The organism is Sulfoacidibacillus ferrooxidans, from assembly GCF_022606465.1.
Taxonomy (GTDB): domain Bacteria; phylum Bacillota; class Bacilli; order Alicyclobacillales; family SLC66; genus Sulfoacidibacillus; species Sulfoacidibacillus ferrooxidans.
Window position 1 is genome coordinate 101,929 of the sequence record NZ_JALBUF010000006.1, and the last position, 14,430, is coordinate 116,358.

General features: G+C 42.3%; 12 protein-coding genes. 5 read left to right on the forward strand and 7 right to left on the reverse strand.

What is annotated here, in order from left to right; all coding sequences use genetic code 11:
* Positions 1–17: 17 nt before the first annotated feature.
* The 5 genes from MM817_RS10310 to MM817_RS10330 form a co-directional block, all read right to left on the reverse strand.
* On the reverse strand, positions 18–653 hold the full coding sequence (locus tag MM817_RS10310; protein ID WP_241714507.1) for a hypothetical protein: 636 nt from the start codon (positions 651–653) through the stop codon (positions 18–20).
* Between the two features lie 11 nt (positions 654–664).
* Positions 665–1,495: a PilN domain-containing protein gene (locus tag MM817_RS10315; protein WP_241714509.1), complete on the reverse strand. Its 831-nt coding sequence runs from the start codon at positions 1,493–1,495 to the stop codon at positions 665–667.
* Entirely contained in the window at positions 1,495–2,520 is a 1,026-nt protein-coding gene (gene pilM, locus MM817_RS10320) for a type IV pilus biogenesis protein PilM (RefSeq protein ID WP_241714511.1), read from the reverse strand. Before pilM ends, MM817_RS10315 begins: the two co-directional genes overlap by 1 nt.
* A 54-nt stretch (positions 2,521–2,574) precedes the next feature.
* On the reverse strand, positions 2,575–3,312 hold the full coding sequence (locus tag MM817_RS10325; protein WP_241714513.1) for a prepilin peptidase: 738 nt from the start codon (positions 3,310–3,312) through the stop codon (positions 2,575–2,577).
* Positions 3,313–3,429: 117 nt separating this feature from the next.
* On the reverse strand, positions 3,430–4,038 hold the full coding sequence (locus tag MM817_RS10330; RefSeq protein ID WP_241714522.1) for a type II secretion system protein GspG: 609 nt from the start codon (positions 4,036–4,038) through the stop codon (positions 3,430–3,432).
* A 315-nt stretch (positions 4,039–4,353) separates the two neighbouring features.
* Between MM817_RS10330 and MM817_RS10335 the strand changes: the two genes are divergently transcribed.
* From MM817_RS10335 to MM817_RS10355, 5 genes are all read left to right on the forward strand, one after another.
* Positions 4,354–6,357: a protease pro-enzyme activation domain-containing protein gene (locus MM817_RS10335; RefSeq protein WP_241714537.1), complete on the forward strand. Its 2,004-nt coding sequence runs from the start codon at positions 4,354–4,356 to the stop codon at positions 6,355–6,357.
* Positions 6,358–6,569: 212 nt separating this feature from the next.
* Positions 6,570–7,580 carry an LLM class flavin-dependent oxidoreductase gene (locus tag MM817_RS10340; protein ID WP_241714539.1) on the forward strand — a complete coding sequence of 337 codons (1,011 nt, stop codon included), beginning with the start codon at positions 6,570–6,572 and terminating at the stop codon, positions 7,578–7,580.
* 52 nt (positions 7,581–7,632) lie between these two features.
* On the forward strand, positions 7,633–8,064 hold the full coding sequence (gene msrB / locus MM817_RS10345) for a peptide-methionine (R)-S-oxide reductase MsrB (RefSeq protein ID WP_241714541.1): 432 nt from the start codon (positions 7,633–7,635) through the stop codon (positions 8,062–8,064).
* Between the two features lie 270 nt (positions 8,065–8,334).
* The gene (locus MM817_RS10350; RefSeq protein WP_241714543.1) at positions 8,335–9,246 is read left to right on the forward strand and encodes an acyl-ACP desaturase; all 912 of its coding nucleotides are present in this window, start codon (positions 8,335–8,337) and stop codon (positions 9,244–9,246) included.
* A 16-nt stretch (positions 9,247–9,262) separates the two neighbouring features.
* Positions 9,263–9,895: a MarC family protein gene (locus MM817_RS10355; RefSeq protein WP_336605164.1), complete on the forward strand. Its 633-nt coding sequence runs from the start codon at positions 9,263–9,265 to the stop codon at positions 9,893–9,895.
* A gap of 19 nt (positions 9,896–9,914) precedes the next feature.
* Here the strand turns inward: MM817_RS10355 and helD are convergent, their stop codons facing one another.
* Entirely contained in the window at positions 9,915–12,206 is a 2,292-nt protein-coding gene (gene helD, locus MM817_RS10360) for an RNA polymerase recycling motor HelD (RefSeq protein WP_241714545.1), read from the reverse strand.
* 153 nt (positions 12,207–12,359) lie between these two features.
* Positions 12,360–14,189 (reverse strand): glutamine--fructose-6-phosphate transaminase (isomerizing), encoded by a 1,830-nt coding sequence (gene glmS, locus MM817_RS10365; RefSeq protein ID WP_241714555.1) that lies wholly within the window; start codon positions 14,187–14,189, stop codon positions 12,360–12,362.
* Between the last annotated feature and the right edge of the window lie 241 nt (positions 14,190–14,430).

Below are 14,430 nucleotides of genomic sequence, written 5' to 3' on the forward strand. Positions count from 1 at the left end.
CCATCCCTGCAGTAAAACTACTCGATCCCCGTACGATAATACACGTCACAATTGATCGTTGCTACAATAGATTGTGAAGACTGCGTTATATTGGGTATATTAATTTCAGTTACAGATGTTGGGCGATTCTCATGCTCTAGATCCTTAATAAATTGCAGTAGATGATGGCGTGTCCCATTCACAGTCAACTGAAGCGGCAAACTTTGAATAGGCACATCATTTTGACCTGTATTCGCCGAGGAGGCAGAAAAAAAACGATCCAAGGCAGACTGCAAGGCACTTGGGACATTGCTTGTATAAGGGGACGAACTATCACTGCTAAAATCAAAAGCAGTAATTGTGATGCCCGTATTCTGAGCAATGTTGTTTATTGTAATCAAAACACCTGGGATATCAGAAAATGTTGGCAATGCATCAATCTTACGCTCGTCCTGATTAACTCCATGAAACTCCATTCGGTGTAACATGTCCGACATCGTTTGCAGCTGATTATTGGCCTGAAAAAGTAAATTTTGTTTCTGCTGTAGTTCAATAGTTGCAGGTCCATTTAGTTCTGAAAATATAAAAACGATCAAAAGAACAATAAGCCATGCTGTCAACTCTTTTTTATAGCTAAATAAAATTCCCCATATATACACAAAATTAAATTTCACATCCCCTCCTCCTAACCCTTTGCTACCATCATTTTTAACTGCTGTTCATCCACTTGCATAGATAGTGCTATTTGAATTGGTGGAATTGGGTTAGATCGAATCGTCACTTGCGTGTCGCTCCCTATTTGACTATTTTGCATAGATGATATAGTTAGAGAAGCCTGTCCAGGATGATTTAGTACAGAGTTCGAAGCGGCCCCAAAATTGGTTTCATTATTTTGCGATTGATATTCACTCAAAGGAGAAGATATATTAGCGTTCTTACCTGATGTTCCCGCAACAAGAGCATGTTGTATGGCTGTTTGAATAGATTGGCTGTTCAAGTTCCCCATATTAATAGTATGACCCTGTGCATGTGATGTCAGCTGGCTACTGATAGTATCCGTTACACTACTTACCTGCACCTGAACAAAAGCTGGATCATCATATAGCGCAGTTAATAGCGTTGCTGCTTGCTGATAAGAATTGAGATAAACAGTCGTGGAAAGTGTATCATTTGAATAAGTAATGGCTCCAAGTATTCCGGATTTCGGCAATTTCCCTTGTAACTCTTCTATTGCCTCTTCGGGTATAGGTAAAGAATCATCAAGTTTTGTAACCAACTGTATCAATGCATCAAAAGACTGCTTTTTTTGCTCTGTTGCCACATGTTGCTCGAGCGGATGTATCATGCTTTGTGTTGCCTCATACTCCTTTACAGTCACTGCTGTGGTAGATATCGTTTGATCATAAGAAAGTCCAGATTCTAACGCCCATAACAACAAACAAGCCAATACACCCCAAAAAACAAACACGCGTCTTCGCACGGCAGGTGGCGAAGGGGGCAATAAATTAATGCGCATTACAAAGCCTCCGATAAGGCAAGACCTATAGCTGTCGCACCACGATGTAATACCATATCTAGTTCATTGTCCTCTTGCCGCATACCATCTACTATACATGTATCGCCAATCACGAGCGGTGGTGTCACTGTGTGAACAGTCTGTTCTAGGCGGCTTTGTAATGCCAGTATAATTTCTTCTTTATATACCGTGTTACCAAAAACATAGAGGTTTTCAATACGAAAATCAGTGGCTAGCACATTATAATGAACAAAATTAAATGACCGTTCTACTTCATGGCTAAGATCTGATGCATACCCCAACAGTTGCTGTTCTTCCCATGGAGTATCTAATTGTAGTCCGTAATCAGATGGCAACATCCTCACCTGTCGCAAAAACACAAGGTCATTTTCATCAAAAACACCTAGTTCTACACCATACGTGCGCAACATAAAAATCGCATAAATCCCGGTTCGAACAGCGTCCATACTCAGCATGCGTTGTGCTGCGAGTAAAACCGGTTCCATTCGGATAGGTCGCAACCCGCATGAACGCACTATATCACTGATATGCATCACTTCATCTTTTGGTAAAGCCATCACAATGACATCCTGCTCCCCATCATTTCGTATCATGACATGATCATGAGCAGAAAGAGCATAGTCATAGACAGGATCATCAAATGGAAGTTGCATCGAATATTTTAGTTCCGTATGAATAGCCATCTTTAAAGATTGTTTAGGCATGGATGGTAGCGACAAATGGCGCAATAGTAAGTGATCGGAGGGAGCAGATAATACCACCTTTCTCCCACGCCATTTGTTATCTTTTACAATTTGCAAAAGCGACTTTCTTAGCATCTCTGCTTGTCCATCATCAAGCCAAAAACCCCCTTGTTGCAAATAACGACACACCACACGTTTGGCATGATAGTCTTGAAATGCCCCACTGGAACGTGACTTTAATTCTGATAGTACAAGGACATTACCATCGAAATCGAGCCCCAGTGCACCCGATTGCCAACTCTTCATGTGAAGAAATGACATGTTCGTACCATCCTTTCATTTCTATAATCCATATAAATCATTCACTAATAACATCTAATGTAGAATAATGAGTTTCATATACCAGGTGATGAACGGTGTACCATAGAGATGTACGACAATTGCCGATAACCCGATAAATGGTCCAAACGGAATAACTGCTCTCTTTTGTAAGCGACCCATTATCATGAACAATACACCCATTAGCGCTCCTAGAAGTGAGGCGAGAACAAGGGTGAAGATAGTTTGCGAAAAACCTACATAGAATCCAACAAATAAAAATAACTTCGCATCGCCAAATCCCATTCCGCCCTTACTAAAGATAATAATTGCATAAATTAGTAAAAAACCAATGAGGGCACCACTTATGTAAGAGAAAAAACCAAGTGGATGAATAAAGAAACGAGCGAGTAAAAGTGCGAGGGTACTTGGCATGACGATGATATTAGGCAAACGATATGATTCATAGTCAATGATCGATAACACAATAAATACACTGCTTGCAAAAATTGATATAAAAAACTCCGGAACTAAGCCCATTTGCATCCAAGTAATGCAAAATAATATACCTGTCATAACTTCTACGATAGGGTAGAAAATCGACACATGCGTACCACACCTGCGACATCTGCCTTTTTGCAAAAACCATGATAGTACTGGGATGAGTTCAAAGGGAGTGAGTTTATGCCCACACGTCAAGCAATGTGAAGGGGGAGTGACTATCGACTCCCCTCTTGGCACACGTGTTCCAACGACTCCAAAAAAAGATCCAAAGATCAAGCCGTATAAGCCCATAATCCCTGCAATGAAGATATTAATCTGTTATACAACTCCTAAACGGTCTAAAAACACCTGACTCCAGCAACTTAGACGATGATACAATTAGATCAAGTCAATCCTCGATCATGAACTTTATTGTGCACTACCCTGCCAGTTAATTGGAGATATGTTTGTAGGCAAGTAATAATTACTAGTAGTAGGCGTTTGTCCTATTGACACTGTTCCTGTTCCTGTTCCTGTTGCTGTTCCACCTCTAGCCCAAATTACATTTGTACTAGATGGTGATGATGATGGCGGAGTTGAATTAGCAGAAGGAGATCCCTCATCCGAATATAAAAGATAAGCCGATGCCCCTTCCCCTTGACTATTGGGCACATATTCATATGTAATAGGAATACCCCATCCATCATTCAAACTTTGTGCACTGATGACTGGTCCACCAATTCCCGAACTTGTTTGCGTTGATAATTCCGATAATGATGTGGGATACGCGCCATTAGTTACGTCATAAGCTTGTAGAGCTTCTTGAATGGTACTCATGGTTGCTTCAGTGGCACCGATCTTCGCATTTGTCATAGCGCCAGATACAGATGGTATCGCAATCGCGGCGATAATACCCAAAATTGCGACGACGACCAGTAATTCTATTAAGGTTAACCCTTCATCTTGCTTAAAGGATCGCACTGCGTTTAACTGCACCAAATAATCCTTCAGTCGTTTCCTTATCTTCTTAGACTGCATATCCTTAACCCCTATTCAATAATAAGCTAGATAGCTACACTACCCGCATTCTATCTTTTTCTTATTCTATTATGCGTCATCATAGTTGACCATGTAAATAGTCTTTTTCTACTACATGTAATTGTATTTCACTCTTTATAAGACTCTTATCTGCAGGCATGTACGCATGTGCGTTCAGTTAGCCTGTGTGAATCACCAATAATTTATGTAATGTATTTATTCAACGAATTTAAAATAGACCGTCATAAATACCATAGACCCCTCGAATTAATTGGGTGTGAACACACTACCACTGTTTGAGGGGGCCAATCCATTATGAAGGCACGAACAAAACTACTTGCAACACTATCATCCATATCATTACTAGGTTGCACGACTTTGATTAGTCTACCCACTAGTGCATTTGCAGCGACCAATTCAGTTGTCGTGCCGTCTGATTTGCTACCCATGCCAGCAAACGCCACACAGCTTGGCCAAGTAAACGGACAAAAAAAGATGTTTGTATCGATCGTCCTCAAACCTCAAGCAGGCTTAACTCAAGCGGTCCACCAAATGCTAAATACACCGATTCAAGATCGCACTAAGTTAACACCTGAAGAATTTGCAGCGAAATTTGGCAATCAGCAAATGAGTACAGTCACTGCCTATTTACAAGCATTTGGATTGCAGGTACAAGAACAGCCAGGTGGTCTTAGCCTCACTGTATCAGGCAATGCAAGTCAAATGGAAAAAGCATTTGGTGTCACTTTTGAGACTATCAAAGCAAATGTTCCAGGATATGGTGCAAAAACATTCTATCGAGCACAATCACAACCAAAATTACCTTCTGCTATTGCCTCTCAAATTGAAGTATTAGCTGGCATGACCAATGAACCCACCGTACATCCCCTTCTCACAAGGGCCACAGGTTCAAATGTTGGATCATCTGCGACACAGTATCCGGACGAAGGCGGTACACCCTTAGATTATCTACCAAACGACATACAATCTGCCTACAATGTAAACCAAGTTTATCAAGATGGATACTTAGGACAGGGCGAAACCATCGGCATCATGACACTTTCCACATTCAATCCTAATGACACAGAGACATTTTGGCAGAACACCAATCTACCCGCTATGCCTACACTTCATGTAACCGATGTCGATTGGGCCACATCCACAGGAAATACCATTGGTTCCGATGAGTCAACCTTAGATAGCTCAGAGTCTGGTGCTATGGCACCAGGTGCTACGATTGACGAATATGTTGGTTATACCCCGAGTAATGCGGGTATGTTGCAAACTTTCCAAGCTATCGTTAGTCAAGATACAGCAGATGTCATCTCCTCATCATGGGGCGCACCAGAAGATGATATGACTACTGATTATATGAACGCTTTAAACGATGTCTTTAAACAGGCTGTGTTGCAAGGACAAACGATTTTGCAAGCCTCAGGCGATACAGGCGCTTATAGTGACCCAAATTCCTCATCACCAGTTGCTTTATTTCCTGCAACTAGCCCTTACGTAACAGCAGCTGGCGGCACAACACTGCTACTTGCAGACGATAGTCGCGTCAGCGAAACTGCATGGAGCTACCTCCCTGTAGCTGGGTCTGATACAGGTGGATCTGGCGGAGGATATAGTACCTTCTTTGCAGAACCAAGTTGGCAGTTAAATGCCGGGATTCCCGATCCAACTCGTATGCGTGGTGTCCCTGACGTTGCACTCAATGCAAATCCTGAGACTGGTTACCAAATCTATTACCAAGGAGCATGGCAAAACGGATGGGGCGGAACATCATTTGCAGCACCTGAGTGGGCCGGATTTACAGCACTCATGGATCAAGCCATCGGGAAGCGCATGGGCAATATGAATCAAATGATCTATTCTCTTGCACAAACAACAGCCTATCCTAGTTCTTTCTATGATATTACGCAAGGGACAAATGGTGCCTATAACGCCGGACCTGGCTGGAGTGCTGTCACTGGTTGGGGAACACCAAACGTTGCAGGATTAATTACAGCCATTCAAGGCCCCTTACCGATGTTTGAAAATATGAGCGCAGCACAAACTTCTTTACCTAAAGGACAATCAACCACCGTCACCGTCACCGTCACAGATACGCGCGGTCAAGGAATTTCCGGGCAACAAGTAGTCCTAACATCAGATAGTACAAACGCAACGATTTCAAATGGTGGCTATGCAACCACGAATGCTAATGGGCAAGCCACATTCACAGTCAGTGATCCAACAGCAGAATCGGTAGACTTTACTGCAGCAGACAACACCGCTGGCAATGTGAACCCACAAGATGTAGTAATTACTTGGCAGTAACCATCGTGACCGTAATGACAGTGACCCTCCGTATAGGATACGGGGGTCACTGTCATGATTTCACGTGAACACTCTCTGACAATTCTCTATACCGCGTGCACTTTTATTACTATAGTAATATACTAAATAATAGCCAAGCTCCTGTGTATATTTTACTCCGTCCACATCTGCTTGTTACAATATGATACAAGATCTAAGAAGCAGGTGACACAATGATAAAGTTAAGCATTCTTGATCAATCCCCCATCGCATATGGTAGTCATGCAAGAGAAGCCATTAACCAAACGATACAAGTTGCTCAAACAGCAGAGCGCCTAGGATTCCATCGTTTCTGGGTTTCAGAACATCATGATGCATCGTCTTTGGCAGGCTCCACGCCAGAAATTCTGATGACTCACCTGGCAGCTAAAACAAACACCATCCGAATTGGATCAGGTGGTGTCATGTTACCGCACTATAGCGCATACAAAGTGGCAGAAAATTTTCGCATGTTAGAAGCTCTCTATCCTCATCGCATCGATATCGGATTGGGTAGAGCACCAGGTGGCATGCCTCGCTCCACACTTGCTCTACAAGAAGGAAAAGTCAGACAAGCACATTATGGCCAACAAATTGATGATCTGATCGCTTATCTTACAGATACACTTCCAGCAGATCATCGTCTCGGAGGGCTCAGCGCATCCCCTGTCATCGATACCGTACCTGAAATGTGGCTACTTGGATCCAGTGACGATAGTGGTCATACAGCCGCACAAAAGGGGACAGCTTATATGTTTGCCCACTTTATTAATGGAGATGGCGGAGCCGATGTTGTACGCTCCTATCAGAAACACTTTAAACCATCCTTGTTGCGAGACAAACCCGAATCCAGTGTGGCCATCTTTGTCCTCTGTGCAGACACGGATGAACAAGCTGAACTACTTGCTTCTAGCTTAGATCTTGCCCTGATCATGCTTGTCACTGGACAGCGCTCACAAGGTACTCCTACAATAGAGATGGCGCAAGCATACCCATATAGTCAATACGAACTGGCCATTGTACAAGAAAATCGTAAACGCATGATTGTCGGTGGTCCGGCAAAAGTAAAGAGCCAAATCGAGGACCTTGCACTTGCCTATCAAACCGATGAAGTGATGGTTGTAACTACAACGCACCAGTTAGCCGATCGCATTCATTCTCACGAACTATTAGCCGCTGCATTTGGACTTACACCCACTGTGTAATGAATTAGCATTCATTACATGGATCCTTACAATATAGAGAGGGAGTCATACTATGATGGATAAAGATGAATTAAAACGCAAGCTAACACCACTGCAATTTGAAGTAACACAACACAGCGCTACAGAACCTCCTTTTCGCAATGAATATTGGGATAATCATCAAGAAGGCCTCTATGTAAACATAGTGTCTGGTGAACCTCTTTTTTCTTCACGCGATAAATTTGATTCCGGATGTGGATGGCCCAGTTTTACAAAACCAATCTCAGAAGAAACCATTGAGGAGAAAACAGATCGAACACACGGCATGGTTCGCGTTGAAGTTCGCAGCAAAACTGCCGATGCGCACTTAGGGCATGTATTTGAAGATGGTCCACAAGAATTAGGTGGTTTGCGCTACTGCATTAACTCAGCTTCGTTACGTTTTATTGCAAAAGATGATTTGGAACGAGAAGGATATGCAGAGTTTCTCTCGCTATTTAATTAGAGTAGGTTATATCGTGTAGTGAACGTATCAAAAACGATTAGATTCGCTACACGATACTTATGATTTGTCCACTCCTTAGACGCAGTACATAACCCTCCCCTTTTTCTCTATATCACATCTTCTTTTTTTCATGTACAATAGTTGTAGTACGTATTGTTACCGTAGATCCCGCTAACAATTGTAATAAAGCAATGCGATCACCAATGAAACCCATTTACGTGGGTAATGTATTCATTATCGTAGTGAAACATTCGAGAGGAACGACAACTCATGCCATTCCACAATTATAAGCTGAATGTTTTTGATTCACACCTAGAACCGTATTTCACTGATCTTTACAAAAAACATCGTCAACGGGCTGCGGCAATCGACTGGAGTTATCACGAATTCATTCCTTGGGAACTCGGTCGTTCATTCCTTACAGATCCTTGGTCTATCGAACAGCGGACGCTTCCTTCTGCGATCTATACTGCAGTTGAAACTTCGCTATTAACAGAAGTGAATCTTCCTTTCTTTTACCATCACTTAGCTGATACGTTTAAAGGATCGCTACAAGTTTTACAGGACTTTATTCACACTTGGGTATCAGAAGAAGACCAACATTCTTCGCTCCTAGAGACTTATCTCATTATCACTCGCAATGCTGACCCGCATGAACTCCACAGGCTAAGAAAAGTAGTTGTTGAAGGCGGTTTTTCACCAGACTTTGACACAGCCATGGAGACAATGGTCTATACCACTGTGCAGGAACTTGCCACCATGGTTTTCTACAACAATGTTGCAAAAGCAGCAAATGCTGTTGATCAACGACTCACTCGCCTACTACGCAGAATCGCGAAAGATGAAACGCTTCACTTTGCCTTTTACCGCGATGCCGTAAAAGGGTATTTGGGTGCAGATCATAACTTCGTTTTCTACATTCACAAAGCTATGACCAGTTTTTCTATGCCTGGTCTTCGCATGCCTTCATTCAAACAAAGAATGGATGTTATTTCAAAGCAAGCTAATTATGGTCCCGTATCTTACTTCAACCAAGTATTTAGCTATCTTGTTCAGTTTTGGGCTATTGCAGATCTCAGACCAAGTCGAGCTGAAGCAGAAACTGCCAGACAAGATTTGCTCGATTACACAGTAAAGTTACGACGGATTAGCGAACGCTTGGCGAGTAAGGGGCTATACTAAAGGGGTTGTATAGCTGTTGATTATTTACACGATCCATGCTCTCGTTTCAGTTTTCGCTGTTATGAATCCTCTCGGTAATTTACCTATCTTCATGGGGCTCGTTGACGGTCAATCTTTATCAGAGCAACGCAAGACCGCGCGAAAAGCAATTGGAATTGCATTTCTGATCTTAATGATTTTCCTCGTCCTGGGCCAGGTTATATTTAGCTTGTTTGGCATCACTGTTGACGCTTTTCGGGTAGCAGGCGGCATTCTTATTTTTGGGATCGCTTACAATCTCCTGCATGCAAAACCTTCTCATGTACATGCGCCAAACTCAGCAGAGTCGGAAGATAGCGCAGATAAAGACGATATTTCAGTCACACCACTAGCTACACCACTTATCGCTGGACCTGGAACTATTGCGACCGTCATGGCACTTGCTGCCGGACCGAATATCATCGAAAATTCCGTTGCTGTCTTCATAGGATTTAGCATAGTACTCATTGGAACCTTTATTATTTTTTACTACGCTGGATCCATTAGTAAACATCTGGGCCAAACCGAACTCAATGTCATCTCTCGTCTTATGGGCTTATTACTAGCCGTTATTGCCGTACAGATGGCAGTTGAAGGACTCACTGGATTATTCCCTGGTTTAGTACACTGAATGTGCTCATGATTGCACCTTACTGATACAGGGAACGATCGATATCTTCAGTTGGATACCCGCCACTCCCTAATTGAAATAGAAATAATCGATGAAGGGCTCGGGTGCACGCCACATAGAGCAGCTTACTATCGATATCATTCGCTACAAATTGCTCGTCTACAGTCACAATAAATACCGCATCAAACTCCAAACCTTTTGCGATATGTACAGGTACGATGGCGATGCAGTTTGGCTGCATCGCCTCATCTTCACCTAATACAATGGTCGATAGATTCCCCATGCATTCAAATTCTCGTTTCACTTTTTGGCATTCATCTGGGGTTTTAGCGATCACAGCAATCGATTTCATTCCTTCCTCATGGATGCGCACAACTTCATCTTGGATCATATGTACTAAAGATCGTATATCTACACATGATTGTACTTCTGGCAATGGACCATGACGCACTACTGAAGTAGCTAGTGCTTGCCCATGTAATCTTCCCAATGAAATAACCGCATTGGCAAAATGCATGATTTCTATCGTCGTTCGATAACTTTGTTCCAATTGCAGATAATTGGCTCTTGGGAACACATACTTAATGACTTCATCCCAGTGATGCAATGATCGATATGAGTGAATCCCTTGTGATAAGTCACCGAGAATTGTAAATAATTCCGTATGAATAATTTCTTTTAAAACGATCAGTTGGAAAATACTAAAATCCTGTGCCTCATCAATCACCACCGTTTTAATATGTACATGCTTAACGCCATATAAATGTTGTTGTAGATATAGCAAAGCGGCTGAATCTTCGATTTCTATCTGTTTTTTCTCTAACCGCTGCAACGTATCTTGCAACATCCACCGAATACTGCCGCGCTCAACCTCTTTATGCTCGATCCCCGATACATACCGTATGCATTCTATGTAATGCCGATATACATCCAATTTTGGCATGCCAACCATATATTTTTTAACGATCACTTTGACCTGTAGTTGCAAGTCGGCAAGCACTTCATCTCTTTCATCCATCAATCGAACGACCGTTTCATGTCTCTCTTTAGGATCCATGATCTGGTCGAGAGCATCCTCAATCTGATCTTCATAGTTTTTAGCTGTTTTACGAATGATGATTTTCGATTTTGATTTTAAATGAGCCGATAAAACCCTTTTAATTTTTTCAATACGTTGATACATAGGTAAATATTGATATTGATGGACAAATAGATCTTTAACCTCTGCTTCCGTATAAATGACATATTGACCAAGTCGCAGATTGCCATTGGGAATAAACTGCTGTTCAATATGTTGCAGATAGTCGTCGATTAATTCTCTAAAAGCAGGTGATCCTTTGAAAGTTGCGGACCACTGTAATGCCCACACTTTATCCAGTTCAACTCCCTGACGTCCTTCTTGAAGAAGGTAGAGTAGTTTTTCATTTGGATCTATTAGTTTATATTTTTTACCGATGCATTCCCACATAAAGTCGATAAAAGTAGTTTGTTTTACATCTTCTACACCAAGTTCTGGGAGAACTTCTGAGATAAAGCGCAGAAATAGCTTATTGGGCGCTAAAATCATAAACTCATTGGGTGAAAATCGTTCTGCATAGGTGTAAATAAAATAAGCTATTCGATGCAAAGCAATCGTTGTTTTGCCACTTCCAGCTACGCCTTGTACAATTAATGGACGATCGATATCCGCTCGAATCATCTTATTTTGTTCCGCCTGAATAGTCGCAATGATATCTGTCAATCGACTATCCGATGAAGCGGACAAAGAAGCTTGTAAGAGCTCATCGCGCGTAGTGATATCAATATCCCGAATTTCTAAGAGAACTCCTTTTTCAATTGTATATTGTCGTTTTAATAACAATTCCCCATGCATTTCTCCGTGTGGGGTCTCATATGAGACCGAACCGATCCGACCATCATAGTACACACTCGCAATTGGAGATCTCCAATCCACGATAATAGGTGCAAAATCTTCAAGGCGAAATAACGAAGTTTTACCTATGTATAATTTTTGAAATTGATTCTCCGACTCAGGTATAAAATCAATGCGACAAAAATAAGGTCGATCATGAACTTTGCTTAATTGCCGGAAACTTTGTTCAGAAACATGTAAAAACTGCGTATTTGTTAGGATGTTAATGTAACTTTGACTGCTATCTAGATCATCTAGCTCAGCCATAGCTTCCTTTATATTAGCTTTATATTTCTCCGTATGTTTTTCACTATCTCTCATCACTTGATCGATGTATGTCCTGGTATAAGCTAACCAATTTTTTTCTATTTCATAATCGGGATGTTCTGTGGCAGCCATAAATATCTCCCTTCTATTGATCAAGCTGACTACCTAACTATACACAACTTGCAGCTAGATAAAAAAACCGCAGTAACAAGTCATTTGTCACTGCGGGTACAGTCAAGCGATTAAAGCACACTTAGATGTGTCATGTGTTACCTTACAGAAATCCTATTCAACAGTCACACTCTTGGCTAAGTTGCGCGGTTTATCCACATCATTTCCACGAGCAACAGACGCATAATACGCGAGCAATTGGAGCGGTGCGATTAACATGACAGGCGCAAAAAAGGGCAGTGTTCGCGGAACATACAATACGCGATCAACAGATTTGCCAATCTCCTCATCGCCAGCCCAGGCAATACCTAGAACATAGGCATCACGAGCTTTTACCTCTTTGATGTTACTAAGCGACTTTTCATATAGAACATCTTGAGTTACCAGTGCAATGACCGGCACATTCTCTACGATAAGCGCTAGAGTCCCGTGCTTTAATTCACCTGCAGGATAGGCCTCCGCATGAATATAAGAAATCTCCTTATACTTAAGCGCACCCTCTAGCGCCACAAAATAATCGATACCACGCCCCAAGAAAAAAGCATCATCCCAGGTTGCAAATACTTGCGCGATCTCCTCAATCTGTGGTGCAGTCTCAAGCACTGCGTCTAGTTTGCGAGGTAATGTCTGCAGCTCCCGAACTAACTCTGCAGAAACATCAGAATCAACAGTTTGAAGCGACTGCCCAAGGTAGATCGCAAATACATAGAGTGCGATCAATTGCGTAGTATATGCTTTGGTCGATGCCACTGAAATTTCCGGGCCAGCCCATGTAAAAATAGCATGATCAGCTTCGCGTGCTACAGAACTACCCACTACATTAGTGATAGCCACCACACGATGACCATTTTCTTTTGCCTTACGCAAGGCTGCTAACGTATCCGCAGTTTCTCCAGACTGTGAGATCACGAGAATTAATGTGTGTTTAGTCATGATCGGATCTCGATAGCGGTATTCAGAAGCCACTTCAACATCCACAGGAATATGTGCGAGCTTCTCAATTGCTGCTTTCCCAACAAGTCCAGCATGATACGATGTGCCACACGCAACAATATGAATGCGATCAATTTGTTTGATCTCTTTTTCTGTCCATCCAAGTTCAGAAAGAACGACACGAGAGCTATCTTCTGTCACTCGACCACTGAGTGTATCGCGCACTGCCTTTGGTTGTTCATAGATTTCCTTTACCATGTAGTGGTCGTACCCACCCTTTTCTGCAGCCTGTGCATCCCAGGTGACGGTAAAAGGCTTCATCTTTTTCGGTTGGCCCATAAAATCAAAGCATTGGATAGCCTCCGACGTAAGAACAACGATCTCTTCTTCTTCTAAGATATGAACCTCTCGAGTGTAATCGAGGAGTGCAGGGATATCTGAAGCAAGAAACTGTTCTCCTTTGCCAAAACCTACAACAAGAGGTGAATGCTTGCGAATAGCAATAATTTGGCCGGGCTCTTTTTCCGAAACGATCACAAGTGAATACGCTCCACGAATCTCCTTAATCATGCGTAAAACGGTCGAAAATAGATCCCCAGTGTCATAAGCCTCAAGCAAATGAGCAACCACTTCTGTGTCCGTTTCTGAAGAAAAGCGGTGACCAGAAGCTAAGAGTTGCTCCTTTAGGTGTAGATAATTTTCAATAATTCCATTGTGCACAACAGCAAATTCATTACCACATGCTGTATGTGGATGCGCATTTTCATCCGAAGGGCGTCCATGTGTAGCCCATCTTGTATGACCAATACCCACATTGCCTACAATAGGAGATGTCGTTAGACGATCCGCAAGTACTTGCAATCTTCCTACTGCTTTTTCTACATGTAACCCAGTTTTAGTAGCAATAGCTACACCTGCTGAATCATATCCTCGATATTCTAATTTACTTAGTCCGTTTAATAATACATCTTGCGCTTGTCTCCCACCAATATAACCCATAATTCCGCACATAAACGCCCTACCCCCAATCACATTGGCACATGCAATCTGCAGTGCCTATTTTGCTTAACTTCAATCCTCGCTAAGTGTAGTTGCAAAAACGGAAGTTAGGGGATTAGGGATTGTCCCTTTTAGGACATCCTAGTTTGCCTTTGTCCTGTAAGTTACCTTACAGATTTGTGGCATTCTTTCACAATGCGGATCACATCGGGAGGCACCCGCCGAACTCTTCGCTAACCTCCACCGCGTCGAC

What these genes read in the sequence shown, in the direction of transcription:
- MM817_RS10330 (WP_241714522.1), bottom strand. Translation starts at nt 4,038, where the DNA reads ATGCAGTCTAAGAAGATAAGGAAACGACTGAAGGATTATTTGGTGCAG.
- MM817_RS10325 (WP_241714513.1), bottom strand. Translation starts at nt 3,312, where the DNA reads ATGGGCTTATACGGCTTGATCTTTGGATCTTTTTTTGGAGTCGTTGGA.
- MM817_RS10350 (WP_241714543.1), top strand. Translation starts at nt 8,335, where the DNA reads ATGCCATTCCACAATTATAAGCTGAATGTTTTTGATTCACACCTAGAA.
- pilM (WP_241714511.1), bottom strand. Translation starts at nt 2,520, where the DNA reads ATGTCATTTCTTCACATGAAGAGTTGGCAATCGGGTGCACTGGGGCTC.
- MM817_RS10335 (WP_241714537.1), top strand. Translation starts at nt 4,354, where the DNA reads ATGAAGGCACGAACAAAACTACTTGCAACACTATCATCCATATCATTA.
- MM817_RS10340 (WP_241714539.1), top strand. Translation starts at nt 6,570, where the DNA reads ATGATAAAGTTAAGCATTCTTGATCAATCCCCCATCGCATATGGTAGT.
- MM817_RS10315 (WP_241714509.1), bottom strand. Translation starts at nt 1,495, where the DNA reads ATGCGCATTAATTTATTGCCCCCTTCGCCACCTGCCGTGCGAAGACGC.
- glmS (WP_241714555.1), bottom strand. Translation starts at nt 14,189, where the DNA reads ATGTGCGGAATTATGGGTTATATTGGTGGGAGACAAGCGCAAGATGTA.
- msrB (WP_241714541.1), top strand. Translation starts at nt 7,633, where the DNA reads ATGATGGATAAAGATGAATTAAAACGCAAGCTAACACCACTGCAATTT.
- helD (WP_241714545.1), bottom strand. Translation starts at nt 12,206, where the DNA reads ATGGCTGCCACAGAACATCCCGATTATGAAATAGAAAAAAATTGGTTA.